Origin of the sequence: Streptomyces uncialis (genome assembly GCF_036250755.1) — a bacterium.
Lineage (GTDB): Bacteria > Actinomycetota > Actinomycetes > Streptomycetales > Streptomycetaceae > Streptomyces > Streptomyces uncialis.
In genome coordinates this window covers 3,329,539-3,355,189 of sequence record NZ_CP109583.1, presented here as the reverse complement: position 1 = coordinate 3,355,189, position 25,651 = coordinate 3,329,539, and the positions used below count along the sequence as shown (strand labels likewise).

The 25,651-nt window shown below is 73.1% G+C and carries 24 protein-coding genes; 14 read left to right on the top strand and 10 right to left on the bottom strand.

The window, feature by feature from the left end; genetic code table 11:
• Positions 1-94 precede the first annotated feature (94 nt).
• Positions 95-2,014 (top strand): hypothetical protein, encoded by a 1,920-nt coding sequence (locus tag OG711_RS13635; protein WP_329559348.1) that lies wholly within the window; start codon positions 95-97, stop codon positions 2,012-2,014.
• A 306-nt stretch (positions 2,015-2,320) separates the two neighbouring features.
• Here OG711_RS13635 and OG711_RS13630 read toward each other — a convergent pair whose 3' ends face one another.
• Both OG711_RS13630 and OG711_RS13625 read right to left on the bottom strand, forming a co-directional pair.
• Positions 2,321-3,145 carry a transglutaminase family protein gene (locus OG711_RS13630; protein WP_073784612.1) on the bottom strand — a complete coding sequence of 275 codons (825 nt, stop codon included), beginning with the start codon at positions 3,143-3,145 and terminating at the stop codon, positions 2,321-2,323.
• A 140-nt stretch (positions 3,146-3,285) separates the two neighbouring features.
• Positions 3,286-4,293 carry a GNAT family N-acetyltransferase gene (locus tag OG711_RS13625; protein WP_456341296.1) on the bottom strand — a complete coding sequence of 336 codons (1,008 nt, stop codon included), beginning with the start codon at positions 4,291-4,293 and terminating at the stop codon, positions 3,286-3,288.
• Between the two features lie 140 nt (positions 4,294-4,433).
• Between OG711_RS13625 and fdxA the strand changes: the two genes are divergently transcribed.
• Both fdxA and dapC read left to right on the top strand, forming a co-directional pair.
• Positions 4,434-4,754 (top strand): ferredoxin, encoded by a 321-nt coding sequence (gene fdxA / locus OG711_RS13620; protein WP_073784614.1) that lies wholly within the window; start codon positions 4,434-4,436, stop codon positions 4,752-4,754.
• A gap of 130 nt (positions 4,755-4,884) precedes the next feature.
• On the top strand, positions 4,885-5,988 hold the full coding sequence (dapC, locus tag OG711_RS13615; protein WP_266508136.1) for a succinyldiaminopimelate transaminase: 1,104 nt from the start codon (positions 4,885-4,887) through the stop codon (positions 5,986-5,988).
• Positions 5,989-6,470: 482 nt separating this feature from the next.
• Here the strand turns inward: dapC and OG711_RS13610 are convergent, their stop codons facing one another.
• Together OG711_RS13610 and OG711_RS13605 are read right to left on the bottom strand one after the other, a co-directional pair.
• A complete protein-coding gene (locus OG711_RS13610; protein ID WP_073784620.1) occupies positions 6,471-6,869 on the bottom strand; it encodes an ATP-binding protein in 399 nt (132 codons plus the stop codon).
• Between the two features lie 302 nt (positions 6,870-7,171).
• The gene (locus OG711_RS13605) at positions 7,172-8,116 is read right to left on the bottom strand and encodes a heavy metal transporter (RefSeq protein ID WP_329559346.1); all 945 of its coding nucleotides are present in this window, start codon (positions 8,114-8,116) and stop codon (positions 7,172-7,174) included.
• Positions 8,117-8,254: 138 nt separating this feature from the next.
• On the opposite strand from OG711_RS13605, the gene dapE reads away from it, so the two are divergent.
• Both dapE and OG711_RS13595 read left to right on the top strand, forming a co-directional pair.
• The gene (gene dapE, locus OG711_RS13600; RefSeq protein WP_329559345.1) at positions 8,255-9,382 is read left to right on the top strand and encodes a succinyl-diaminopimelate desuccinylase; all 1,128 of its coding nucleotides are present in this window, start codon (positions 8,255-8,257) and stop codon (positions 9,380-9,382) included.
• A gap of 130 nt (positions 9,383-9,512) precedes the next feature.
• On the top strand, positions 9,513-10,262 hold the full coding sequence (locus OG711_RS13595; protein WP_073784626.1) for an LOG family protein: 750 nt from the start codon (positions 9,513-9,515) through the stop codon (positions 10,260-10,262).
• A 733-nt stretch (positions 10,263-10,995) separates the two neighbouring features.
• Here the strand turns inward: OG711_RS13595 and folP are convergent.
• Complete coding sequence (gene folP / locus OG711_RS13590; protein WP_073784628.1) at positions 10,996-11,856, bottom strand: dihydropteroate synthase; 861 nt, start codon at positions 11,854-11,856, stop codon at positions 10,996-10,998.
• A 146-nt stretch (positions 11,857-12,002) separates the two neighbouring features.
• On the opposite strand from folP, the gene OG711_RS13585 reads away from it, so the two are divergent.
• Both OG711_RS13585 and OG711_RS13580 read left to right on the top strand, forming a co-directional pair.
• Entirely contained in the window at positions 12,003-12,401 is a 399-nt protein-coding gene (locus OG711_RS13585) for a DivIVA domain-containing protein (protein ID WP_073784630.1), read from the top strand.
• Positions 12,398-12,991, top strand: coding sequence for a DNA-3-methyladenine glycosylase I (locus tag OG711_RS13580; RefSeq protein WP_266508127.1), 594 nt, complete (start codon positions 12,398-12,400; stop codon positions 12,989-12,991). Before OG711_RS13585 ends, OG711_RS13580 begins: the two co-directional genes overlap by 4 nt.
• 27 nt (positions 12,992-13,018) lie before the next feature.
• Here the strand turns inward: OG711_RS13580 and chcB are convergent, their stop codons facing one another.
• The gene (chcB, locus tag OG711_RS13575; RefSeq protein ID WP_073784634.1) at positions 13,019-13,822 is read right to left on the bottom strand and encodes a 2-cyclohexenylcarbonyl CoA isomerase; all 804 of its coding nucleotides are present in this window, start codon (positions 13,820-13,822) and stop codon (positions 13,019-13,021) included.
• Between the two features lie 351 nt (positions 13,823-14,173).
• Between chcB and OG711_RS13570 the strand changes: the two genes are divergently transcribed.
• Positions 14,174-14,341, top strand: a complete 168-nt coding sequence (locus OG711_RS13570; RefSeq protein ID WP_069086806.1) for a DUF3117 domain-containing protein — start codon at positions 14,174-14,176, stop codon at positions 14,339-14,341.
• 401 nt (positions 14,342-14,742) lie between these two features.
• Here OG711_RS13570 and OG711_RS13565 read toward each other — a convergent pair whose 3' ends face one another.
• Positions 14,743-15,399 (bottom strand): O-methyltransferase, encoded by a 657-nt coding sequence (locus OG711_RS13565; RefSeq protein ID WP_079184343.1) that lies wholly within the window; start codon positions 15,397-15,399, stop codon positions 14,743-14,745.
• Positions 15,400-15,605: 206 nt separating this feature from the next.
• Between OG711_RS13565 and sigE the strand changes: the two genes are divergently transcribed.
• The 5 genes from sigE (at position 15,606) to OG711_RS13540 (ending at position 20,949) form a co-directional block, all read left to right on the top strand.
• On the top strand, positions 15,606-16,373 hold the full coding sequence (gene sigE, locus OG711_RS13560; RefSeq protein WP_178390943.1) for an RNA polymerase sigma factor SigE: 768 nt from the start codon (positions 15,606-15,608) through the stop codon (positions 16,371-16,373).
• Positions 16,370-17,446 carry an anti-sigma factor family protein gene (locus OG711_RS13555; RefSeq protein WP_329559344.1) on the top strand — a complete coding sequence of 359 codons (1,077 nt, stop codon included), beginning with the start codon at positions 16,370-16,372 and terminating at the stop codon, positions 17,444-17,446. The genes sigE and OG711_RS13555 overlap by 4 nt, the downstream gene beginning before the upstream one ends.
• 156 nt (positions 17,447-17,602) lie before the next feature.
• A complete protein-coding gene (locus OG711_RS13550) occupies positions 17,603-19,351 on the top strand; it encodes a S1C family serine protease (RefSeq protein WP_329559343.1) in 1,749 nt (582 codons plus the stop codon).
• Positions 19,352-19,522: 171 nt separating this feature from the next.
• A complete protein-coding gene (locus OG711_RS13545; RefSeq protein WP_073784644.1) occupies positions 19,523-19,996 on the top strand; it encodes a sec-independent translocase in 474 nt (157 codons plus the stop codon).
• Positions 19,997-20,283: 287 nt separating this feature from the next.
• Positions 20,284-20,949: a hypothetical protein gene (locus tag OG711_RS13540; RefSeq protein WP_073784646.1), complete on the top strand. Its 666-nt coding sequence runs from the start codon at positions 20,284-20,286 to the stop codon at positions 20,947-20,949.
• 204 nt (positions 20,950-21,153) lie between these two features.
• Here OG711_RS13540 and OG711_RS13535 read toward each other — a convergent pair whose 3' ends face one another.
• The 3 genes from OG711_RS13535 to OG711_RS13525 form a co-directional block, all read right to left on the bottom strand.
• The gene (locus OG711_RS13535) at positions 21,154-22,287 is read right to left on the bottom strand and encodes an Mrp/NBP35 family ATP-binding protein (protein ID WP_073785588.1); all 1,134 of its coding nucleotides are present in this window, start codon (positions 22,285-22,287) and stop codon (positions 21,154-21,156) included.
• A gap of 524 nt (positions 22,288-22,811) precedes the next feature.
• On the bottom strand, positions 22,812-23,321 hold the full coding sequence (locus OG711_RS13530; protein WP_073784648.1) for a DUF1003 domain-containing protein: 510 nt from the start codon (positions 23,319-23,321) through the stop codon (positions 22,812-22,814).
• Positions 23,311-24,624, bottom strand: coding sequence for a magnesium transporter MgtE N-terminal domain-containing protein (locus tag OG711_RS13525; protein WP_073785590.1), 1,314 nt, complete (start codon positions 24,622-24,624; stop codon positions 23,311-23,313). The genes OG711_RS13530 and OG711_RS13525 overlap by 11 nt, the downstream gene beginning before the upstream one ends.
• Positions 24,625-24,916: 292 nt before the next feature.
• On the opposite strand from OG711_RS13525, the gene OG711_RS13520 reads away from it, so the two are divergent.
• Positions 24,917-25,645, top strand: coding sequence for a hypothetical protein (locus OG711_RS13520; RefSeq protein ID WP_073784650.1), 729 nt, complete (start codon positions 24,917-24,919; stop codon positions 25,643-25,645).
• The last annotated feature ends 6 nt before the right edge of the window (positions 25,646-25,651 follow it).

The following is a 25,651-nucleotide window of genomic DNA, read 5'->3' as shown; positions in this document are numbered from 1 at the left end:
GGTGGTGCGCGCCGCCGAGCTTCCCCAACCTCCGGCCGGGGAAACCCCAGAGCGAGGTCGAGTCGGGCGGTGGAGCCAACCGGGAGATCCTGCCTTGAGTCGTGAAACTGACAGTTCGTCCTCCGGGCCCCAGGGGCGCGGCGGAGCCGCGTACCCCTCGGGTACGCCGCCGTACGGCACACCCACCGAGGGTGGTGCCGCAGCGGTCGGAGCGGACAACGAGCGCCAGAGTGTCGACGCTCCCGCAGAGGACCGCAAGACCGAGACGACCCTGACCACCCGGGTCCGGATCAACATCCCCGGTTCCCGGCCGATTCCGCCGGTCGTGATGCGGACCCCCGTGTCCGACATCAACGCCGGACCCGCCGCCGAACCGGACACCGGGGCCACCCGGCTGCCCGGCGCCCCGGCCCCCGGGACCCCGGGCCCCGCCGCACCGCCCGGACCGGGCGCACCCGGCGAGCCCGGACGCCCGGACAAGACGAGCGAGTGGTTCGCGCCCCGCAAGTCCGGCGCGCCACGCGGCGGTCCGGGCACCCCCGAGCAGAACGGCACCGGCGAGCACGGCGGTTCACCCGCCGCGCTCCCGGCGGCCCCCGCCCAGCGCACCCCGCCGCCCGCAGCCGCGCGGCCCGGGGCCCGGGGCCCCGCCACCGGCGGCGGCAACCTCGGCGGGCTGCCCGTCGGCGGCCCGCAGTCGCAGGGCGGCGACCTGCCGTACTTCACCCCCGGCCCGCCCGAAGCGGGACCCGAGGCCACCGGCGAACTCCCCCGGACCCCCGGCGCGGCCGCGCCCAGGATGAGCGACGACACCGCGATCCTCACCCCGCAGCAGCTCGCCCCGCTCCAGCCGGGCGCCCCCGGCGGCCCCCTCGACGGTGCCCCCGGCGGACCCGGTGAGAACGTCTCCGGACACACCCTCACCAGCGGGATCCCCGTGGTGCCCGCCGCGCGGGACGACGCGTTCCCGGCCGGCCCGGCAGCGGACGGCACCGGCCCGCGGACCCAGCCGCGGACACCGGAGCCCCCGGCGGGCGGCGGCGCCAAGCCTGCCGCGCCCCGCCCGAAGAAGAAGGGCCGCAGCAAGCTCGTCATGCTCTGCGTCCTGCTCGTCGTCGCGGCCGGGGGGACCTACGGCGCCGGGCTGCTCCTCAACCACTCCGACGTCCCCAAGGGCACCACCGTCCTCGGGGTCGACATCGGCGGCGGCACCCGTGACGAGGCCGTCAAGAAGCTCGAAGCGGCGCTCGGCGAGCGGATCGCCAAGCCGCTCCAGCTCTCCGTCGACGGCGAGAACGTCCCGCTGCGCCCCGACCAGTCGGGCCTCACTCTCGACACCGCCGCCACGGTGGCCTCCGCCGCGGGCAGCGACTACCACCCGGTCTCCGTCGTGACCTCGCTGTTCGGGGAGGAGCGGGTGGTGTCCCCGGAGATGCCCGTCGACACGGAGAAGCTCCAGGTCCAGCTGGAACGCGCCGCCGGGGCGGGCACCGGGGCGGGTGACGGCACGATCCGCTTCGAGCCGGGCAAGGCCGTCGCGGTCTACGGCAAGCCGGGCAAGGGCATCGACGTGAAGAGCTCCCTCCCGGCCGTCGAGGAGGCGTACCGCACCCAGGTCCGCACGGGCCGGTCCACCCCGGTGCGGCTCGCGGTCACCGACCGGGAGCCCACGATCAGCAAGGCCGAGGTCGACCGGATGATGAAGGACTTCGCCCGGCCCGCGATGTCCGGTCTGGTGAAGATCACGGCGGGCGGCCAGGGCATCCCCTTCGGCCCCGACCTCTCGCTGCCGAAGATCATCGGCGTGAAGGCGGTGGACGGCAAGCTCGTCGACACCTACGACCTGAAGGCCCTTGAGGAGCTGTACGGCAGCACCTTCGACGGAGTCCTGATCACCCGGGGCACGGGCGAGAAGACCCCCGTCACCCCCCAGGACGTGGCCGTCGCCCTCAAGCAGGCCCTCCGCGCCACCGGCATGGAACGCACCGTCGACATCCCCCTGAACCCGTCCTGACCCGCACATCCCGCACATCCGCGTCCGCCCCCGGCCCTCCGCCGGGGGCGGACCCGGTTCCAGCGGCGAACGGCCCGGACGGGCGGGGACGGGCGGTGGGTGGCGCGTGGGTGGTGCATGGCCTGGCCGCCTGCGGACCAGCCGCGCGCGGGCTGGTCACCTGCCGGACCAGCCGCGCGGGCCGGTCACCGATGGACGAGCCCGCGCGGGCCGGACGGACACCCGCCGGACGAGGCGCCAGGGCCCGCCGGACGAGCCACCCGGCCCGCCCGCCGTCGGACGCCCGCCCGCCCTCGGGCTCCCCGCTCAGTTCAGCAGCGCCCGCGCGGCGAGGGCCTGCGCCAGCAGCTCCCGGGCCGCGTCCGGGTCGACCGCCGCGACCACCTCCGCGTACGCCTCCAGCTCCGCCGCGCCGCCGGGGAAATCGCCCCGCCGCACCAGCAGCTGGGCCCGCTCGTAGCGCAGCCGCGCCGGATGCGAGGGCAGCGTCAGCGCCAGCTCGACCGCCCACAGCGACACGTCCGACCGCTCGGGCCTTTCCCGCGCCCACACGCGGATGTTGTCGAGGACGCGGGTGACGATCTCCAGCGGATCGGCGGGCCGCAGCGCCGAGGGATCGAGCGGCGCCCCCGTCGCACCCCTGACCAGCGCCTCGGCGTCATCCCCGGTCAGCAGCCGCCCGCCGTCGAACGGATCAGCGAGCACCTGCTCCCCGGGCGGCCCGAACCCGACCACGAAGTGCCCCGGCAGCGCCACCCCGTACACCGGCGCCCCGGCCCGGCGGGCGACCTCCAGCCACACCACGGACAGCAGGATCGGCAGCCCGCGCCGCCGCTCCAGCACCTCCGGCAGCAGTGACGACGTGAGCCGCCGGTAGTCCTCCGGGGCGCCCCGGTACCCGTACCGCCCGCCGAGGAGTTCCCCGACGGCCACGGCCCACTCCCGCGCGCCGCCGGGCCGGTAGGGGAGCTCGCCCGCCAGCCGGTCGAGTTCCGCGTGCGCCGCGTCCAGATCGGCCGCGGTCCGCGCCGGATCGGCCTCGGCCCCGATGAGCAGGCACATCGTCGCCAGATCCGGGCGTTCGGCCCTGGCCTCCTCGGCGAACCTCCGCCGCCACTCGCTCTCCCGCACGTCCGCCGTCCGTCCCTCTCTCGTCCTGCCCCCGCTGTCCCCCGCCCCCGCACGGACCTCCCGGCGGCCCGTGACCGTCCCCCGGGGGCCCGGGGCTCCCGGTGAAGCCCACCGCGGCCCCCGGGCCCGCCAAACGCCGCTCAGGGCCCTTCGGGCGCCCGGTGGTGGTGATACGTGTGATGGGTACGGCACCCCGCGCGGTCGTACATCGCGCGCGCCGCCGTGTTGTCCGCCTCGACCTGGAGCCAGGCCGCCGACGCGCCCTCCGCGAGCGCCCGACCGGCGAGCGCGGCCATCACGGCCGTGCCCAGCCCCCGCCGCCGCTGCCCGGGGTCGACCTCGACGGCCATGAACCCGGCCCAGCGGCCGTCCACGACACAGCGCCCGATCGCTGCGGGTACCTCGCCCGCCCCGCCGCCGACCGACGCGAACCACACCGACGGACCCGCCGCGAGCACCCGGCGCACCGTCTCCCCGGACTCCGGGGAACGCTGGTACCGGCGCAGCCAGCCGTCGTCGAAACCCCGCTCCAGCCGTACGGCTCCGGGCCCGGCGCCCGTGTCCGCGAGCGGCGCCAGCGCGCCGGTCCGCAGCTCCGCCGACACCTCCACGAGCCAGCCACGGGACGTCAACTCCGAGTGGAGCGCGTCCTGGGCCCCGGGGGACCCGGTGGCGGTCTGGACGTACGCGGGCAACTCCCGTGCCGCGTACCACTCCCGTACCCGCGTCAGGGCCTCGTCCAGCGGTACTCCCGGATCACCGAGCGGCAGCACCGAGTTGGCGCGCCGGGTGAATCCCCCGGCGGCCCGCAGCTCCCAGTCCCCGAGGCGTCCGCTCTCGACCGGCTGCCAGGACCGCGCCGCGACCCGCGCCAGCTCCTCGTACGAGGCCGCCGGACCCCGCCGCCGCGCCGGGACGTCCGGGACGACCTTCCCCGCCACCAGGGACGATTCGGCGATCCGGACGGCCTCCCCGGTGCGCCTGGTCACCATGAGGACACCGGCGTCCCAGGATGTGAGAACCCCGACCGTGTCGGTGAACTTCGCCGCATCTTCCGCCGAGTGGTGGAGTCTGCGAATCGAGACGCGTTTGCCCACGTCAGCAGGTGTGATACGGACCTCAAGCCGCCCTGGCGTGCCGAATTCCACGGTTCTGTCCACCCCTCCTGTTCGGATCATGCCCCAGAACGGAGATACTAGGTGTGGGCATCGACGACGCCGCGCTCCCGCGCGCCAGGCGGCGGAGCCTATGGAGGCCCGCCAGCGCCCTATCGAGGAGGAACGACAGCGTGACCTACGTCATCGCGCAGCCTTGTGTCGACGTCAAGGACAAGGCGTGCATCGAGGAGTGCCCGGTCGACTGCATCTACGAGGGCTCGCGGTCCTTGTACATCCACCCGGACGAATGCGTCGACTGCGGTGCCTGTGAGCCGGTCTGCCCGGTCGAGGCGATCTTCTACGAGGACGACACCCCGGAGGAGTGGAAGGACTACTACAAGGCGAACGTCGAGTACTTCGACGAGCTCGGCTCCCCCGGTGGTGCCAGCAAGCTCGGGCTGATCGAACGTGACCACCCCTTCATCGCCGCACTGCCGCCGCAGAACCAGTAGGCGGTCCACCCACCCACGCACCACCACGGTCCCGTACGGCCCGCCGTCGTACGGGACCGTGGTGTCCGTGCCCCCGGCCGAGTCCCCCGCACAGCCCCGCCCCGCGCCCGGCAGAAAGCGATCTGATCCCGTGTCCGCGACCGAAGCGCCCGTCGACCGTCTGCCCGTCTTCCCGTGGGACAGGCTGGAGCCGTACAAGGCGACGGCCGCCGCCCACCCGGACGGCATCGTCGACCTCTCCGTCGGCACCCCCGTGGACCCCGTCCCGGACCTGATCCAGAAGGCGCTGGTCGCGGCGGCCGACTCACCGGGCTATCCCACCGTCTGGGGCACCCCGCAGCTGCGGGACGCGCTCACCGGCTGGTGCGCGCGGCGGCTCGGCGCGAAGGGGCTCACCCACAAGGGCGTCCTGCCGGTCGTCGGCTCCAAGGAGTTCGTCGCCTGGCTGCCCACCCAACTGGGCCTCGGCCCCGGGGACAAGGTCGCCTACCCGCGCCTGGCGTACCCCACGTACGAGGTCGGCGCGCGCCTGGCCCGCGCCGAGTACGTCACGTACGACAACCCCCTCGACCTCGATCCCACCGGTCTGCGGCTGCTGTGGCTGAACTCCCCGTCGAACCCGACGGGCCGGGTGCTGTCCCGCGCGGAACTCGCCGAAACCGTCGCCTGGGCGCGTGCGCACGGCGTGCTGGTCGTCTCCGACGAGTGCTACCTGGAGCTGGGCTGGGAGGCCGACCCGGTGTCGGTGCTCCACCCGGACGTGTGCGGCGACTCCCACCAGGGTCTGGTGGCCGTCCACTCGCTGTCCAAGCGGTCCAACCTCGCGGGGTACCGGGCCGCGTTCGTCGCGGGCGACGAGGCCGTCCTCGGCCCGCTGCTCCAGCTGCGCAAGCACGGCGGCATGATGACCTCGGCGCCCACCCAGGCCGCCGTCGTCGCGGCCCTCTCCGACGACACCCATGTCCAGGAGCAGCGCGCCCGCTACCTGGCCCGCCGCGCCACCCTGCGCACGGCGCTGGAAGCCGCGGGCTTCCGTATCGACCACAGCGAGGCCAGCCTCTATCTGTGGGCCACCCGCGACGAGCCCTGCTGGGACACCGTGGCCCACCTGGCCACCCTGGGCATCCTCGCGGCCCCCGGCGACTTCTACGGTGAGGCGGGCGCCCGCCACATCCGCATCGCCCTCACAGCCACCGATGACCGGGTAACCGCAGCAGCCACCCGCCTCACCTGACCCCACTCCCCGCACGGAGGGGGCACGCCCACGAGGGCCCCAAAGGGGCGCGAGGAACCGCGCACCCACGTCAGTACCCGCACAGGAACAAGTCGGCCCAGGTGTGGAACCCCAGGGGCGCGGGGAACTGCGCCCCACGAACGCCCCGCACGGACGTGGCGACGCCCAGGTGAGTTGACCTAAGGGGCGCGAGGAACTGCGCACCCACGAGCGACCCGCACAGGAACAGGTACGCCCACCAGGGAAGACCTAGGGGCGCGGGGAACTGCGCCCCACGAGCGACCCGCACGGACGTGGCGACGCCCAGGTGTGGAACCCCAGAAGCGCAAGCGAAGGCGACCTGCGAGAAACTGCGCACCCACGGGGAACCGGTACGGGAACAGGTACGCCAGGGTGTGGAACCCCAGAAGTGCAAGCGAAGGCGACACGCAAAGGCGGGGCCCAGGCAGCCGCACGGCTCCCCGGACCCCGCCGCGGCAGCATCAGCCGAGGGGAAGCCCACCACCCGGCAGCCCACCCTTGGCGGCGGACCCGGTCACCCCACCGAGCACCTCACCCGCGCCGCCGCCAAGGCTCCCCGCGGTCTTCTGCGCGGCCGGCGCGGCCTTCTTCGCGCCCTTGCCGACGGTCTTCCCGGCCTGCGGCACGGCCTTCTTGACGGCCTTGCTCCCGGCGTCCCCGGCGGTCTTGCCGGCATTGGTCGCGGCGCCGTCGACGGTGTTGCCGACGTTGGCCCCGTCGAGCGCGGAGAGCCCGCCCAGGGGGGCGGCGGTGGGCAGGTCGACGGCGCTGGCGGAGCCGGCCGCACCGACCACGGGTGCCGCTGTCGCCGCGAGCAGCAGCGCGGCCTGAGCGATCCGGCGGGTCAGGGGGAGGGACATGATGCTCCTTCAGAACAGGGGACGAACGGTTTGTCCGCGAAGCCCGGTGGACGCCTCGGACGCCGTGACTACCGCTCGAAGCCGCCGAAGGTTGCGGCATCGCAAAGCAAAGACTTGGTAATGCATCGCATTATCTGCCGTGCGCAAAGGCGGGCAAACCCCCTCGGGGGGCGACGGTGCCGGACCCGTCCGACCCTTGGCCCCCCAAGGGCCGAGGCCCTTTCGGGAGGGTGCGCCCGACGGTCCGCGGCGGGCCCGCGGGACGCCCCCGACCGTGTCCCCCTGGTGGGTGAGCCGCGGGGCTACTGTCCAGTGACGATTCGGACCTGATCCGGCCCGCGCCCCGCCGCGCCCGCACCGGTGTCGCGCCAGCGGTCGCCCGTCCACTCCCGGCCCGCGTAGGAGACCTTGTCGATCCCGAGCGCCGCCGCGTTCGCCACCGCCCAGTGCGCCAGCTCCCAGCCCCGCTGACGGCTCCCGCGCCCGTCCTCCTGGCCGCGCGGTACGGGCACCAGCAGCGCCCGGCCCCCCATGCGCGGCGAAGGAGCCGCGGACGCCGGGGGAGTGTCCTCGCCCGCCACCGTGGCGCCCGCGGGCTGGAGCACCCCGCGCCCGAAGTCCCGTACCAGCGCGGTGCGTACCGCCGACGGTGAGGCGGCGCGGACCGCGTCGCCGTCCTCGCAGGTCAGTGACGCCTCGGAGCGGCCGGTCAGTGCGGCCGACAGCAGGGTGGCGTCCGGTTCGTGCTTCGCGTACGCCTGCGGGAAGCCGCTGCGCTGCACCCGCTGGGCCGCGACCGTCAGCGGCAGCCGCGAGTAGCCCGCCACCTCGTCCAGATGCCGGTAGAACTCGGCCGCCGAGTACACCGGGTCCTGGATCTGCTCCGCGGTGCCCCAGCCCTGCGAGGGCCGCTGCTGGAACAGTCCGACCGAGTCCCGGTCGCCGTGCGTGATGTTGCGCAGCCCGGACTCCTGGAGCGCGGTCGCCAGCGCGATCGTCACCGCCCGCTCGGGCATCCCGCGCGCGGTGCCGACGGCCGCGATCGTCGCCGCGTTGACCGCCTGGTCGGACGAGAACTCGTAGGACGCCCCGTCACCCATCCCGGACACGACCACACAGCGCGCGGCGCCCCGCCCACCGGTCAGGTAGTGCGTCACCACATAGCCCGCGACCGCGAGCAGGACGACCACGGCCGCCCCGAGTCTCAGGAGGCGGCCGCGCCGTACGGGGCGGGTGGGTTCGGACACACGTCCACGTTACTGGAGCCACCCGGCGAAACGGGGTGCGGCGGAAGGCGGTTTCCCGGGCCGACGCCCGCCCGGACGAAGGGGAATGCCCGGATCGCCCTTGTTCGTCCCCCGGTTCGGGGTATTAGGGTCGGAGCCATGGACCGCACCGCACCCGCCGCAACCCCGTCGTCCCAGGAGCGCCCCGCGCCCGTCCTGGACCTCGACCTCGACCAGGACGCCGCCCAGCTCACCGCCCGGCTCGTGGACATCCCGTCCGAGAGCGGCACGGAGAAGCCCCTCGCGGACGCGATCGAGACGGCCCTGCGCGCGCTCCCGCACCTGACGGTCCACCGCTACGGCAACAACGTCGTCGCGCGCACGGAACTCGGCCGCGCGCAGCGCGTCGTGCTCGCCGGGCACATCGACACCGTGCCCATCGCGGACAACGTCCCCTCCCGCCTCGACGAGGACGGCGTCCTGTGGGGCTGCGGCACCTGCGACATGAAGTCCGGTGTCGCCGTGCAGCTGCGGATCGCCCGCACCGTCACCGAGCCCAACCGCGACCTCACCTTCGTGTTCTACGACAACGAGGAGGTCGCCGCCGAGCGCAACGGGCTCAAGCACCTCGCCGCGGCCCACCCGAGCTGGCTGGAGGCCGATTTCGCGGTCCTCCTCGAACCCTCCGACCAGCAGGTCGAGGGCGGCTGCCAGGGCACCCTGCGGGTCCTGCTGCGCACCCGCGGCGAACGCGCCCACTCCGCGCGCTCATGGCTCGGCTCCAACGCGATCCACGCCGCCGCCCCGATCCTCGCCCGGCTCGCCGGCTACCGGCCCCGCTACCCGGTCATCGACGGGCTGGAGTACCGCGAGGGGCTGAACGCCGTACGCATCGAGGGCGGCGTCGCCGGGAACGTCATCCCGGACCTCTGCACCGTCACCGTCAACTTCCGCTACGCCCCGGACCGCACGGAGGACGAGGCGCTCGCCCATGTGCGGGAGGTCTTCGCGGACTGCGGGATCGACGAGTTCGTGATCGACGACCACAGCGGCGCCGCGATGCCGGGGCTGTCGCACCCGGCGGCCCGTGCCTTCATCGAGGCGGTGGGCGGCACCCCGCAGCCCAAGTACGGCTGGACGGATGTGTCGCGGTTCAGCGCGCTGGGCGTGCCCGCGGTGAACTACGGGCCCGGCAACCCGCACCTCGCGCACAAGCGGGACGAGCGGGTGGACACCGGCAAGATCCTCGCGGCGGAGGACCGGCTGCGGGTCTGGCTCACCTCCTGACCGCCCCGGTCCGGCCCGTCCACCCGCCCGTAACCGCGTGTGACTCCCGCCGGACATCCGGCATTGCCCCGTTCGCCACCCCGGTGGATCTAGGCTGAAGTCGCAAGACCGTCAGTGGAAGGGGAGTTCTATGGGCATTCCGGAAGCACAGGGACCGCCGGAGGAGCAGGTACTCGGGCCCGTGGTGCGTCGGCGCGAGCAGATCCAGCCCGGCACCACCGACCAGCGGCTGCTGGACACCGAGGGTGACTCGGAATGGGTGCACACCGATCCCTGGCGGGTCATGCGCATCCAGTCCGAGTTCGTCGAGGGCTTCGGCGCGCTCGCGGAACTGCCGAGCGCCATCAGCGTCTTCGGCTCCGCCCGCACCCGGCCCGGCACGCCCGACTACGAGGCCGGGGTGCAGATCGGCAAGGCGCTGGTCGGCGCGGGCTTCGCGGTCATCACCGGGGGCGGCCCCGGCGCGATGGAGGCCGCGAACAAGGGCGCGCGCGAGGCCCAGGGCATCTCCGTCGGGCTCGGGATCGAGCTGCCCTTCGAGCAGGGGCTCAACGAGCATGTCGACATCGGCGTGAACTTCCGCTACTTCTTCGTCCGCAAGACGATGTTCGTGAAGTACGCCCAGGGGTTCGTGGTGCTGCCCGGCGGGTTCGGGACGCTCGACGAACTCTTCGAGGCGCTGACACTGGTGCAGACCCGGAAGGTCACCCGCTTCCCGATCGTGCTGTTCGGCTCCGCGTACTGGGGCGGGCTCGTCGACTGGCTCCGCGACACGGTGGTCGCGAGCGGCAAGGCGGCGGACAAGGACCTGCTGCTCTTCCATGTCACCGACAGTGTCGAGGAGGCCGTCCAGATGGTCACGAAGGAGGTCTCCGGCTAGCCGCCTTCGCTAGCGCTTTCGAGGTCCCTCCGGCTGGGCGTACCTGTTCCCTGTGCGGGTCGCCTTCGCTTGCGCTTCCGAGGTCCGTCCGGGTGGACGCGCTTGTTCCTGTGCCGTCGCTCGTGGGGTGCGCAGTTCCCCGCGCCCCTGGATGCTGCCCCCTTGCGGTCGCTCTTAGGGTGCGGGTCGGCCCTCGCCTTCGCGCAGTTCCCCGCGCCCCTTTGGGGCGCGTCCTGTGGGTTCTTCGGGTCGGTGCCGGTCGGGATTCTCCGTCCTCGCTCCAACGCGCTCGGTACGACGTCCCTGTGGTCCTACTGAAGAGCATCGGAGTCTGCGGGCAGAGATTCCCGCCCACCCCCTCCCGCAGCAGCGCGACTGCGGGAGGAAGGGGGGTCCACAAGCGAAGGACCCGCATGGCGGACAGCCCCAAAGGGGCGCGGGGAACTGCGCACCCACCGAGCGACGGCACAGGGACAAGTGCGCCCACCCGGACAGACCCAGGGGCGCGGGGAACCGCGCAAAAGACGAGGGCGGACCCGCACCCGAAGAGCGACGGCAAGGGGGGCGCCACCCAGGGGCGCGGGGAACTGCGCACCCACGGACGACCTGTACAGGAACGAAGTGCGCCCACCCGGACAGACCCAGGGGCGCGGGGAACCGCGCACCCCACGAGCGACCCGCACGGGAACAAGCGCGCCCACCCGGGAAGACCTCAAAAGCGCAAGCGAAGGCGTCACGCCAGGCCGCGGCGGGCGACCGCCGGGGCCCGGTGGCCCGCGATCGTCGCGACCATGTCCAGCACCTGCCGGGTCTCCTCGACCTCATGGACGCGATACACCTGCGCCCCCAGCCACGCGGACACCGCGGTCGTCGCCAGCGTCCCGATCACCCGCTCCTTGACGGGCCGGTCCAGCGTCTCCCCGACGAAGTCCTTGTTGGACAGTGACACCAGCACGGGCCACCCCGTGACCACCATCTCCCCGAGCCGCCGCGTGGCCTCCAGCGAGTGCCGGGTGTTCTTCCCGAAGTCGTGCCCGGGATCGATCAGCACGGACTCGCGCGGCACCCCGAGGGACACCGCCCGCTCGGCCAGCCCCACGGTGACCCGCAGGATGTCCGCCATCACGTCGTCGTACCCGACGCGGTGCGGCCGGGTCCGGGGCTCCGCCCCGCCCGCGTGGGTGCAGACCAGCCCCACCCCGTACCGCGCGGCCACCTCCGCCAGCTTGGGGTCGACCCCGCCCCACGCGTCGTTCAGCAGGTCCGCGCCCGCCTCGCACACGGCCGCGCCGACCTCGTGCCGCCAGGTGTCCACGCTGATGATCACGTCGGGGAACCGGCGCCGTACCTCGGCCACGAAACCCACCGTGCGGCGGGCCTCCTCCTCGGCGGTGACCTCGGCGCCGGGGCCCGCCTTGACGCCGCCGATGTCGATGATCGCGGCCCCCTCGGCGACCGCCTGCTCCACCCGGCCGAGCGCCGGTTCGTCGTGGAACGTGGCCCCCTGGTCGTAGAAGGAGTCCGGGGTGCGGTTGACGATCGCCATGATCACCGGCTCGTGCGCGTCGAACTCGCGCCTGCCCAGCCTGAGCATCCCCTGTGTCCCTCCGAAGTACGGTCGTAAGTGGTGCCGATGGGTCGCCTGCGACCTTAACCGTCACAGGCGCATGGCACGATCGGAGCCTGACATTCTTCGCGCCGGTCCGGTCGGGCCGGCCACCGGACGTGGGGACCGCCGAGATGGTCATGTTCTTGTTCCTGCTGATCGCGCTCGTCGTCGTGGTCGCCGCGGTGACGCTCGCCGTCGTGGGCGGTGGCGAGAGCGGTCCGCTGCCGGAGGCGGAACCCGAGCGGTACGCCGAGCCCCTGCCCCCGGACCGTCCGGTCGGGCGGGATGACATCGAGGCGCTGCGGTTCCCGCTCGCCGTGCGCGGCTACCGCATGGCCGAGGTCGACGACGCGCTCGGGCGGCTCGGCGCGGAGCTGGCCGAGCGCGACGCCCGTATCCAGGAACTGGAGAGCGCGCTCTCGGACGCGTACGCCCGCCGCCAGGACCCCGCCGACCCCACCGGGCACGCGGAGTACCGGCCGGTACTCACCAAGGCCGTGGAGCGGCCCGTGACGGAGGAGGAGCGATGACGGCTGACGACGGCGGCGCGGTGCCCGGCCCGGACGGCCGTCCGCGCTGCCCCTGGGGACTGTCCGCCGACGACTACATCGCGTACCACGACGACGAGTGGGGCCGTGCCGTCCACGGCGACGACGCGCTGTTCGAGCGGCTGTGCCTGGAGGCGTTCCAGTCCGGGCTGTCCTGGATCACGATCCTGCGCCGCCGGGAGGGCTTCCGTACCGCCTTCGCGGGGTTCCGGATCGCCGAGGTGGCACGGTTCACGGACGCGGACGCCGTACGTCTGCTCGCCGACCCCGGGATCATCCGCAACCGCGCCAAGATCGACGCGACCCTCGCCAACGCCCGGCTCCTCGCCGAGTGGCCCGAGGGGGAGCTGGACCGGTTCGTCTGGTCCTACGCCCCCGACCCGGCCACCCGTCCGGCCCCGCGTACCCTCAGCGACGTCCCGGCCGTCACCGACGCGTCCACGGCCCTGTCCAAGGCGCTGAAGAAGCGCGGCCTGCGCTTCATCGGCCCCACGACGGCCTACGCCCTGATGCAGGCCTGCGGCCTCGTGGACGACCATCTGAGCGACTGCTTCGCCCGCGGCGCCGGGTAGGCCCCGCCGGTCCGCGGGACGGCCGGTTCAGCGGCCCACGAACGCGGGTTTCACCTTGTCGACGAACGCGGCCACGGCGATCGTGTGGTCCTCAGACGCCCCGGCCCGGGTCTGCAACTCGTCCTCCTTGGCGAGCGTCTCGGCCAAGGAGTGCGACTGGGCGTACGCGAGCGACTCCTTGAGCGCCGCGTACGCCACCGTGGGCCCCTGCGCCAGTCCGAGGGCCACCCGCCGGGCCTCGGCCGCCAGGTCCGACGCCGGGACCACCCGGTTGGCGATTCCCAGCTCGTACGCCTCCGCCGCCTTGATCGAGCGGGGGAAGAACAGCAGGTCGGCGGCCCGGCCGGGACCCACGACCCGGGGCAGCGTCCACGACACCCCGGAGTCGGCGGTCAGCGCCACCCCGGCGAACGCGGTGGTGAACGACGCCGTGTCCGCGACCACCCGGAAGTCCGCGGCGAGCGCGAAGCCGAATCCCGCCCCCGCCGCGACCCCGTTGACCCCCGCCACCACCGGTTTCGCCATCCCGGTCAGTGCCCGCAGTACCGGGTTGTAGTGCTCACGGACGGTGCTCATGGTCTGCCCGGAGCCCGATTCCCTGGCGGCCGCGAGCACCCCGATGTGCTCCTTGAGGTCCTGCCCCACGCAGAACGCCCGGTCGCCCGCCGCGGTCAGCAGCACCGCGCGGACCGCCGGGTCGGCCGCGGCTTCCTCGGTGGCGTCCCGCAGCGCGACCTTGGTCACGGTGTCGAGCGCGTTCATCGCGTCGGGGCGGTTCAAGGTGATCGTCGCGAGTCCGTCGCTCACCTCGTAGAGCACGGTGTCGGCCATGGCGGGGGTCCCTCCGGCTTTGGGCTGCGGGCACACGCGGTCATGTGCGGTACGTTCACTCAGCACGGTCCGAGCACAGCATGGCGGAGATCGCCGGGCATCCGTATGTGACCTGCATCAAAGAATTCTGGGCCTCGTGTACCCGGGACTGAGGCGAAGTAACGCGGTCACACCGCCGAATTGAGTGGTTTTGCGGGCGCACGTTGCCCAAGCGATGCCGACCGATGTTGGTCATCGGGTCCCGACATGCGGGATAATGGCTGGGAAGCAATGTGTTCGATGCCGGACGCGTGCCCTGCGATAGGGCTGTCGTCGGCTGACGATGAGCTGGTTTCAGGAAGGGGAACGAGCATGGCGGCCATGAAGCCGCGGACGGGCGACGGCCCGCTCGAGGTGACAAAGGAGGGGCGGGGCATCGTCATGCGCGTTCCGCTCGAAGGCGGCGGTCGGCTCGTCGTAGAGCTGACGCCGGACGAGGCGGGCGCTCTTGGCGACGCCCTCAAGAAGGTCGTCGGCTAACAGAGGAAGCCGTCCTGGCGTTTGTTCGGCTTTCCCAGTTGCCCCGGCATCGTACGCGGTGCCGGGGCACTGCTGTGTCCGCCGACGTCACGCCGGTGTGGGATGCGACACGTCCGCCGCGCGGGTGCCGGGGGAGGCGTCGGCCGTGACTCTCCGTGTCGAAGGAGTCGGGGACCGTTCCGGTGGGTGGGTCCCGGCGGGTCCTGACAGGTCACTCGTCGGGGGTCCCGTACGGAGGCCCGGAAGGTACGAGCACCTCATCCGCACGGGCACCGGTCACCAGGGACGTGTTCACCCGGAAGCGGAAGCGGAAGCGGAACCGTCACCCGGAAGCGGAACCCGGCTGCCGTGACCATCCCGGCGCAACCCGGGCTGCACCGCACCGCACCGCGCAGCTGCGCTCAGCGCTTGACCGCGCAGAGCAGCCCGTCCCCGACCGGCAGCAGCGAGGGCACCAGCTCCGTGTTCTCCCGCACCGCCCGGACCAGCTCCCGCAGCCGCAGTACCTCCATCGGCTGCGGACCCGAGTCCACCGTCCGGCCGTCCGCGAAGACGCCCTCGAAGCACACCAGGCCGCCGGGGCGCAGGAGCCGCAACGATTCGGCGAGGTAGTCCACGCACTCCATACGGTCGCCGTCGCAGAAGACGAGGTCGTATCCGCTGTCCGCGAGCCTCGGCAGCACATCCAGCGCCCGGCCCGGGATGAAGCGGGCCCTGTTGGTGGCGAATCCCGCGAGACGGAACGCCTGCCGCGCGAGCTGCTGGCGGTCGGGCTCGGGGTCGACGGTGGTGAGCACCCCGTCGGGCCGCATCCCGTGCAGAAGATGGATCCCGGAGACCCCGGTACCGGTGCCGATCTCGGCGACGGCCTTGGCGCCGGCCGTCGCGGCGAGCATCCGCAGCGCGGCGCCGGTGGAGGGCGACACCGGGCGGAGCGCGGACTCCCGGGCCCGGTCACGGGCCCAGTGCACCGCCTCCTCCTCGGCGACAAAGGCGTCAGCGAAGGCCAAGCCTGTCTGCCGGTTGCCGGTAATGACCCTCTCCTGTCCCCCTGGGATGTCTGGCCGTGACTGTATCCGCTGCCGCCGGGAACCCGCAGATGGGACCGCGCGTTAAGAAGGGCAGGGGAAGGCTCCGGGAGGGGATTCACCGGACAAGGGGGCGAGGAATGGACGGGCTCGGCCGGCAAGTGCTGACGCAAGACCTGAAGCGCGTACCAAATTCACGTAAAACTGCTTATCCGGAGCTAACGGGCGAGGTGGCTATGGTAGGGGCTCCACTGGACACCACCAGAGCCGATAGGGGAGGTGCGGCTGCGCCCGCGGACAGGGGAGGAGTGCTGCGGCGCCTCTTCAGAGCGGTGGGTGAGCCGAAATCCGTGACCGACACCGCTGACCACGTTGCCCAGTCCGCACAGACAGCGACCTTCACCGCCGACGCGGACGCACAGACGTGGACTCCGCCCAGTTGGGAGGAGATCGTCAGCACGCACAGCGGCCGTGTCTACCGCCTTGCCTACCGCCTCACGGGCAATCAGCACGACGCGGAGGACCTCACCCAGGAGGTCTTCGTCCGCGTCTTCCGCTCGCTGTCCACGTACTCGCCCGGCACCTTCGAGGGCTGGCTGCACCGCATCACCACCAACCTCTTCCTGGACATGGTGCGGCGAAGGCAGCGCATCCGCTTCGACTCCCTCGGGGACGACGCCGCCGAGCGGCTGCCGAGCCGCGAGCCGTCGCCGCAGCAGGTCTTCAACGACACCCACTTCGACGCGGACGTCCAGCAGGCGCTGGACACCCTCGCGCCGGAGTTCCGTGCCGCCGTGGTCCTCTGCGACATCGAGGGCCTGTCGTACGAGGAGATCGCCGCGACCCTGGGCGTCAAGCTCGGTACGGTCCGCAGCCGTATCCACCGCGGCCGTTCCCAGCTGCGCAAGGCCCTTCAGCACCGGTCGCCGCACGCGCGCGCCGAGCGCCGCGCCCCCGTGGCCTCCGGTGTCCCCGTGCTGGGAGGAGGAGGCGCGCCCGCGTGACCGGATCACGTCCGACACCTGTCGAACAGCACCTCGGGGACCGGCTCGCCGCCCTCGTCGACGGCGAACTGGGCCATGACTCCCGCGACCGGGTCCTCGCCCATCTAGCCACCTGCGCCCGCTGCAAGGCCGAGGCCGACGCCCAGCGCCGGCTGAAGAACGTCTTCGCCGAAGCGGCGCCCCCGCCCCCCTCCGAGAGCTTCCTGGCACGCCTTCAGGGCCTGCCCGGCGGCGGTTCCGGCGATCCCGGCGGTCCGGGAGGCCCCGGCGGCCCCAGGCATGAGCGCGACGCCTTCGGCGGCGGCCTCTTCGACATGGGCGCCGACACCTTCGTCCTCGCTCCCGCCACCCGGCCCGCACCCGCCCTTCCCACGACTGCCCCCGGATTCCGTATCCATGCCGTGGGCAGGCCCGAGTCCGAGCGGTCCGCCGCCCGGGGCCGGCGCCGCTTCGCCTTCGCCGCGGCGGGCGCGGTCTCGCTGGCCGCGATCGCCCTCGGCGGGGTCAACACCGGCCCCGCCACCGTCGACAGCGGTGACGCCCGCGGTCCCAGCAGCAATAACGTCACTCCGCTGCGTACCCAGGGCGGCGGCACCCCGGCCGGGGACGCCGTCCGCCGCCGGGCCACCGCACCGATGCTGGGGCAGCGGACCGGCGGCGCCCTCGCCGCACCCGTCGCCCCCGCGTCCGCCGGTGCCCCGCTGGTGGCCGGGACACCAGCGCAGCCGCCACCGGCGGCCGTGCACGCCCTGGCCGCACCCCTGCTGGCCGGTGCGTCGGTGGCATCGCCGCTGCTCCATCCACTGCCGCAGTTCGTCCCGCCCGGGCACGGCCATGCCCGCCCGCCCCGGGTCCACCCGGCGGACGATCCAGCGATCGGCGGCTCGGCGCCCCAGGGCCGTCTCCGGCACCCGGAGCGGCCGTCCCTGGTGTCGTCCGCGGCCACCGGTGTACTGGGGCCGCTCAGGGCCCCGCAGCCTGCCTTGGCGGGCCTTCCGGGGCTGCCGTCCTCCGCGCTGCCCACCACGGGGATACCCGGCGGCGCGGCTCCCGGTGCCGGGTCCCCCCGCTGAGCCCGACCGGCGGCGGCCCCTTCCCGGGGCCGTCCGCTCCGTCCCCACCCATGGGACCTGATTGAATTCCCGCACGGCGCGCGCCCGGCAGGGCCCGTGCCGCCGAGCCGACGAATCACGAGCGGTCACCGCCGCGTAGCCGGGTGTGGGGAGAAGATGGACGAGGGCAAGCCGAAGTGGTGGAGCCGCCCCGGTCCCGCGGACCCCGCCGGGCCGCCCGGCGACGGGCACGGCGGTGGTGCGCCCGATCCCGGGTCCGACCCGGGCGCGGGCCACGCCACGGACCGCGGACCCGAGCGCCGGATCCCCCTGCACGACCCCGACCGCTACAGCACCCCGCCTTACGGCGAGCCCGGCCCCTGGGCCCCCGCACCACCCGTCCAGCACCCCGGGACGACCCCGGCGCACGGTGTGCCCCTCCAGGGCCCCACCACGCCCGCCGACGGCACCCCCGCGCACGGCACCCCCGCGCACGGCACCCCCGCGCACGGTGTGCCGGGACCCGCCGCACCGGTGACAGCGCCGCCGCAGGACAGCCCCGGCACCCTCGGCCACGGCACCCCCCTCGCGGGCGCCCCCCGCTACGACCGGGCACCGGCACCGGCCGGCTACGACGCCGCTCCGCCGCCCTACGACACGTCCCCGCCCCCGTACGACTCGGCTCCGCCGCCCCACGACATGGGCCCGGCCGGGCCCGCGGGCGGCGGGGGAGCGGAGCCGGGTCCCTGGGGGCGGTACGACCCATGGGCCCAGGCGCCGCTCCAGCAGACCGGCGCGGGCCCGCACGGCACCGGCAAGCCCCGCGCACGGCGCGGTGCGCTGGTCGGCGTGCTGGTGCTGGGAGTGGTGGCGGGCATGATCGGCGGTGTGGTCGGGGCGAATCTGGAGGCCCGGCGCGCCGTCCAGGTCGAGTTGCCGCAGGCCGGTACCGAGGCCGAGGGCCGGGCGCCCGACAGCGTGGCGGGGATCGCCGCGCGTTCGCTGCCCGGGGTGGTGACCCTGCATGTGCGGGGCGGCTCCGACCAGGGCACCGGCACCGGCTTCGTGCTGGACGGCCGCGGGCACATCCTCACCAACAACCACGTCGTCGAGCCCGCCGGGTCCGGGGGCGAGATATCGGTGACGTTCAGCGGGGGCGAGGTCGCCGCGGCGGAGGTGGTCGGCCGGGACGCGGGCTACGACCTCGCGGTGGTCAAGGTCAGCGGGGTGTCCGGCCTCAAGCCGCTGCCGCTCGGCAACTCCGACAACGTCCAGGTCGGTGACCCGGTCGTCGCCATCGGCGCCCCCTTCGACCTGGCCAACACCGTCACCTCCGGCATCATCAGCGCCAAGGAACGCCCCATCACGGCAGGCGGCGAGAAGGGCGACGGCAGCGACATCTCGTACGTCGACGCCCTCCAGACCGACGCGCCGATCAACCCCGGCAACTCCGGCGGCCCGCTGATGGACTCCCGGGCCAGGGTGATCGGGATCAACAGCGCGATCCGCTCCGCCGAGGGCGCGGGCGGCCCGGAGAGCGGCCAGTCGGGTTCCATCGGCCTCGGTTTCGCCATCCCCGTCAACCAGGGCAAGCGGGTCGCCGAGGAACTGATCAACACCGGGAAGGCCACGCACCCGATCATCGGGGTCACCCTCGACATGGACTTCACGGGAGACGGCGCCCGGGTCGGCACCGAGGGCAACGACGGCGCGCCGCCCGTCACCGTCGGCGGACCGGGCCAGAAGGCGGGCATCCGGTCCGGGGACGTGATCACCGAGGTCGACGGTCAGCGGGTGCACTCCGGTGAGGAGCTGATCGTCAAGATCCGCGCCCACCGGCCCGGCGACCGGCTCCAGCTCACCCTGGAACGCGGCGGCCAGGAGAAGAAGGTGACACTCGTGCTCGGCTCCGCGCGGAGCGGATGACACGGGGAACAGCACACCGGACCGACGGGCGCGCCCGTCGGCCGGGGAAGACACCTCGCATCCGGGGCGGGCCGGACAGTACCGGACGCACCTGGTCGCCGGGTACCGTGGGAGCGGTCCGGGACCACGGAAGACCTGCTGCGGGCCGGAGGACATCTCAAGGAGCGCTAGGTGTTCAATGACATAGGTATGCTTGAGATCCTGGCGATGGCCGTGCTCGGCATGCTCATCTTCGGCCCGGACAAGCTTCCGAAGGTGATCCAGGACGTCTCGCGGACCATCCGCAAGATCCGCGACTTCTCGGACAGCGCCAAGCGGGACATCCGCGATGAACTGGGCCCCGAGTTCAAGGACTTCGAGTTCGAGGACCTCAACCCGAAGACCTTCATGCGCAAGCAGCTCGGCAATGACGAGCTGGGCCTCCAGGAGATCCGCAACAGCTTCGACCTCCGCAAGGAGATGTCCGATCTGTCGGACGCGGTGAACGACCGGGGCGACTCCTCCGACGACTTCCTCGACGGTCCCTCCGGCGGCCGGTCCGGCTCGTCCTCCGGGGCGGCCACGGACGGCGGCCGGATCGACATGCTGAAGAAGCCCGGCCGCGACGCGGACGAGCGCCCGCCCTTCGACTCCGACGCGACCTGATCCGACCCCGGTCCCGCCGCCCGCACCCGGGCAGCGGGACCTCTCCGTGCCCCGGCCGTGTGCCCCCGGGTGCTCCAGGTGCTTCCGTCCTGCGGCCCTGGCCGTCCGGATGGCGCGCGGTGCCGCCAGTCGCCTGTTTGTGCCCGCTTTGCCCCCCACTTCGGTGCAGTTGGCGTGGGCCCGGGAACGCGGGTGGCTATTCTCCCTAGTTGTTGTGCGGGCCGACACCAGGTCGCCCGAGGGGGGCGGGCCGCTCCGGTCCGACGAGCGCGAGGAGGCGTCCGGCGATGGAAACCACTGGTCAGGTGGGCACGGAGGTGCCCGCCGCGACGGCAGGCGGGCAGCAGGCCGCGTCGGCACGCCGCACGGTCGACAACTTCCTGCTGGCACCGTTCCCCTGGTACGGCCTCGACGGGGCGTTCACGGGCGCCCGGTGGCTGCTCCAGGCGGGTACGTCCGCCGAGGGAGTGGTCGAGCACGGCTCGATCGGCCACGGGGACGAGCCCTCGCTGCGGGCCGACGCCCGGGACGGCGCGGACCGCGACCGGTTCGCCGTCGTCATCACCGTCGCCGCCAGCCCGCTGCGGCGCACCGCGGACGGCACGGGGGTGCTGGAGGCCACCTCGGTGTCCTCGGCGGCCTGGCTCGCCGGGTCCGGACTGCTCGCCGTCACCTGGCCCGCGCAGATGGACCACAGCCTGCGCGACGACTGGCTGGAGCAGCAGACCGACACGGCGTGGGTCCTCGCGGACGACCTCGGCAGCGACGACTGGGCCTCGCTGACCCTGCCCGTGGACGGGGAGGCCACCCCGTTCCACTACCGCGAGTCGGAGTTCGGCTGGGTCCTTGCCGGGTCCACCCGCGAGGGCGTCCATCTCGGCGCGTACGGGCGGGGGATGAGCGCGTACGGGCTGGGCTTCTCGGCCGTCAAGGACATCCAGGAGTACGCGTAACACTCACGGACCGGGCACCCGCCCGGCCCCGACACCCTTCCGGTGCCACCCCTGGGCCCCTGGAGGCCCGCGGAGCCCCGGACCGGAACCCCGGGGCGGTCCCGGTCCCCCCGGGGCCCCACGGGCCGCCGTAAGCCCGTCACGCGACCGGGTCCGGGAGGCCCGCCGTCCGTCACCCGGCCGGCGGGGGGACCCGCCCGGCCGTCAGAACTTGTTGCGCGGGGTGATCCCCAGCGACAGACCGGACAGCCCCCGCGCACGGCCGCCGAGCTTGCCCGCGATCGCGCGCAGCGCCGCACCCGCCGCCGAGTCGGGGTCCGTGAGGACCACGGGCTTGCCCTCGTCGCCGCCCTCGCGCAGCCGGACGTCGATGGGGATGGAGCCGAGTACGGGGACGGTCGCCCCGGTCGTACGGGTGAGTCCGTCCGCGACGGACTGTCCGCCGCCGCTGCCGAACACGTCGACCATCTCGCCGCAGTGCGGACACGGCAGTCCGGCCATGTTCTCGACGACGCCGACGATCTTCTGATGGGTCTGCACCGCGATCGACCCGGCGCGTTCGGCGACCTCGGCCGCGGCCTGCTGCGGGGTCGTCACCACCAGGATCTCGGCGTTGGGCACGAGCTGCGCCACCGAGATCGCGATGTCACCGGTGCCCGGCGGCAGATCGAGGAGCAGTACGTCCAGATCGCCCCAGAAGACATCCGCGAGGAACTGCTGGAGGGCTCGGTGGAGCATGGGCCCGCGCCAGACGACGGGGGCGTTGCCGGGGGTGAACATCCCGATGGAGATGACCTTCACGCCGTGCGCCGACGGCGGCATGATCATGTTCTCGACCTGGGTGGGACGTCCGTCGGCGCCCAGCATCCGGGGGATCGAGTGGCCGTAGATGTCGGCGTCCACGACGCCCACCTTCAGCCCGTCGGCGGCCATCGCCGCCGCGAGGTTCACGGTCACGGACGACTTGCCGACGCCGCCCTTGCCCGAGGCGACCGCGTACACCCGCGTCAGCGAGCCGGGCTTGGCGAACGGCACCTCGCGCTCGCCCTGGCCGCCGCGGAGCGCGGACGCCAGATCCTTGCGCTGTTCGTCGCTCATGACGTCGAGCGTGACGTCGACGCGGGTGACCCCCTCGACCCGCGCCACCGCCTCGGTCACGTTGTTGGTGATCGTCTCCCGCATCGGGCAGCCGGAGACCGTCAGGTAGACCGCCACCGCGACCGAGCCGTCCGTACCGATCTCGACCGATTTGACCATCCCCAGTTCGGTGATGGGTCGCTGGATCTCCGGGTCGTTCACCGTCGCCAGTGCTTCACGCACCGCGTCTTCCGTAGCCATACGGACGATGGTACGGCGCGGGGCCCGGACGCCGGGCGGCCCGTGGGGGGTCGGTTGCATCACGTACCCGGGCCTGTCGCCCCCGGGGTTTCTTGTGCTGGGCCGACTTGTCCCTGTGCCGTCGCTCGTCGGGTGCGCAGTTCCCCGCGCCCCTGGGGTTCCCCACCTGGACGTACTTGTTCCCGTGCGGGTCGGACGGGGGTGCGCAGTTCCCCGCGCCCCTTTGGGGGCGCCCCCTGAGGTTGTTCTTCACCCTCCTCCTCGTGCACTCGCGCTGCTACGGGAGGGGGTGGGCGGGAATCTCTGCTCGCAGACTCCGATGCTCTTCAGTAGCTCCGCTGGGCGTCGTACCGAGCGTGTCGGATCGAGGACGGAGAATCCCGACCGGCACCGACCCGAAGAACCAGCCGGACGCGCCCCAAAGGGGCGCGGGGAACTGCGCGAAACCACCGAGCGACGGCACAGGAACGGAGTCCGCCCACCCGGACAGACCGCGCAAGCGCAAGCGAAGGCGGCACCCACCGTCACGGCTCCCTGGCGGGACTGCGTTCTTCGAGGTCCCGCAGCAAACCCTCCAGCTCGGACCGCATCCAGTCCCGGGTCGCCACCTCCCCCAGCCCCATCCGCAGGGCCGCCACCTCGCGGCTGAGGTACTCCGTGTCCGCGATCGAGCGTTCGTTCTGCTTGCGGTCCTGCGCGAGGTTGACCCGGTCCCGGTCGTCCTGCCGGTTCTGCGCGAGCAGGATCAGCGGGGCCGCGTACGACGCCTGGAGCGACAGGGCGAGCGTCAGCAGGATGAACGGGTACTCGTCGAACCGGACGGTGACCGGCGCGAAGATGTTCCACAGCAGCCAGCAGATGATCGTGAACGTCATCCAGACGATGAACCGTCCGGTGCCCAGGAACCGCGCGATCCGCTCGGTGAGCCGCCCGAAGGCGTCCGGGTCCCAGTCGGGCAGCAGCCGTCGGCGCGGGGCCAGCGGCAGATCGAGGCGGACCCGGGCGGGCCGCGGCTGTTCCCGGTCACTGGTCATGCTCACGCGCACCTTCCGTCACGCCGGTCCCGTCGGCGAGCTCGTGGAACTCGTGCTCGCGCCAGTCCTCGGGCAGCAGATGGTCCAGGACGTCGTCCACGGTCACCGCCCCGAGCAGGGACCCGCTGTCGTCGACGACAGGGGCGGCCACCATGTCGTACGTGGCGAAGAACCCGGCCACCGCGGGCAGCGGGGCGTCCGGGGACAGCGTCTGGAGGTCGTCGTCCAGCATCGCGCTGACCAGGGTGTACGGGGGGTCCCGGAGGAGCCGCTGGAAGTGCACGGTCCCCAGGTACTTGCCGGTGGGCGTCTCGTCGGGGGGACGGCACACGTACACCTGCGCGGCCAGCGCGGGGGACAGATCGGGGTTGCGGACCCGGGCGAGGGCGTCGGCCACCGTCGCGTCGGGGCGCAGCACGATCGGCTCGGTGGTCATCAGCCCGCCCGCCGTCCGTTCCTCGTAGGACATCAGCCGCCGCATGTCCGCCGCGTCGTCGGGCTCCATCAGGCTCAGCAGTCGCTCCTTGTCCTCCTCGGGCAGCTCGGACAGCAGGTCGGCCGCGTCGTCCGGGTCCATCGCCTCCAGGACGTCCGCCGCGCGTTCCTCCTGGAGCTTGCCGAGGATCTCGATCTGGTCGTCCTCGGGCAGTTCCTCCAGGACGTCGGCGAGCCGGTCGTCGTCCAGCGCGGCGGCCACCTCGGCACGCCGCTTCGCGGACAGATGGTGCAGGACGTTCGCCAGGTCGGCCGGGCGCAGCTGCTCGAAGGTCGCGAGCAGGTTCTCCGCGCCCTGGCCGTGCTCCTCCAGCGAGAAGCCGGTGACGGCCGTCCAGTCGACCGTCAGCGTCTCGCCCTTGCCGCGCCGGAAGGTGCCCGCGGCCCTCGGCTCGGGGAGCTTGCGGACGAAGACCTTGTCGATCTCCCAGTCGCGGCGGGTCGGCAGCAGCCGTACCGAGAGGTCCAGGACGGTGACCTCCTCGTCGCTGTCCACCAGCCTCACCCGCCGGTCCAGCAGTTCCCCGAAGACCAGCCGCTCGGTGGGCCGCTGTTCGAAGCGCCGGACGTTCAGCACGCCGGTGGTGATCACCTGACCGGCCTGGATGCCCGTCACCCGGGTCATCGGCAGGAAGATCCGCCGCCGGGACGGCAGCTCCACCACCAGGCCGAGCAGCCGGGGCGGCCGGTGCGAGACACGGAGCATCGCGACCAGGTCGCGGACCCGGCCCACATGGTCCCCGCCGGGGTCGAACACCGTGACACCGGACAGATGCGAGACGAAGATCCGGGGAGCTCCCGAGGCCATGGCCGTGTCTCCTTCCGCCGCGACGTCCACCACTGTCACCGCGTTCGCGGCGCTCATGCCCGAAGCGGTCCTTCTTGGTCTTTGTCCGGTAATTCGTGCTTCAGGCTAGCCCGTCCGGGTCGGTACCGTCCCGGCACGCGCTCCGGGGTGAGCGGGCCAGGACTGGTTCCGGTCGGTGGGCACGGCACCGGTACGCTGCGGTCCACCGCCGTAGACCGAGGCGGTGTCCCCGTACGAGAGGCAGCCCTGTTCCGTGTCTGCGGTTCCCCTGCGCCGGCCCTGGCGCGCGGCGATGGTGAGCATGGTGTGCGTCGGTGTGACCCTGGCGGGTGCGGGGCTCACGGGCTGCGGCGGTGACGAGAAGGACCCGCACGAGGGCACCAACGGCGTCGCCAAACTGACCGCCCCGCAGATCCAGCTGAAGTCCCGGGCCGCCGCGCGGTCCGCACCGGGGGTCCGGCTCTCCGGCACCCTGGTGGTCAAGGGCCAGTCGTACCGGCTGGACATGCGGCTCTCCGACGAGGGCGGCACCGGGTCCGTCACCTCGAAGAACAGCACGTTCCGGCTGCTGCGGATCGGTGAGCAGCTCTATCTGGAGGCCGACTCGTCCTTCTGGACCCACGGCAAGGACGGAGTCGAGGCCGCGCCCTCCGATGTCGCCGCCGCCGAGAAGCTCACCGGCAAGTTCGTGAAGGTCCCCGAGGGCGACCCCTCGTACCAGCAGCTCAGCGGCTTCACCGACATGGATCTGCTGCTCGACGGGCTGCTGACCCTGCACGGCAAGGTCGACAAGGGCGAGTGGGGCACCGCGGGCGGGGTCAAGTCGATCCGGCTGACCGGTGACCAGGGCGCCGGCGGCACCCTCGACGTGGCGCTGGAGGGCGTTCCGTACCCGCTGCGCCTGGTGCGGGGCGGGGGCGCGGGCACGATCAAGCTCAGCGACTGGGGCCGGGACGTCCAGCTCCGCAAGCCCAAGGACACGGAGGTCGTGGACTACGGCCGGGCGCTGCCGTCCTCGTGACCACGC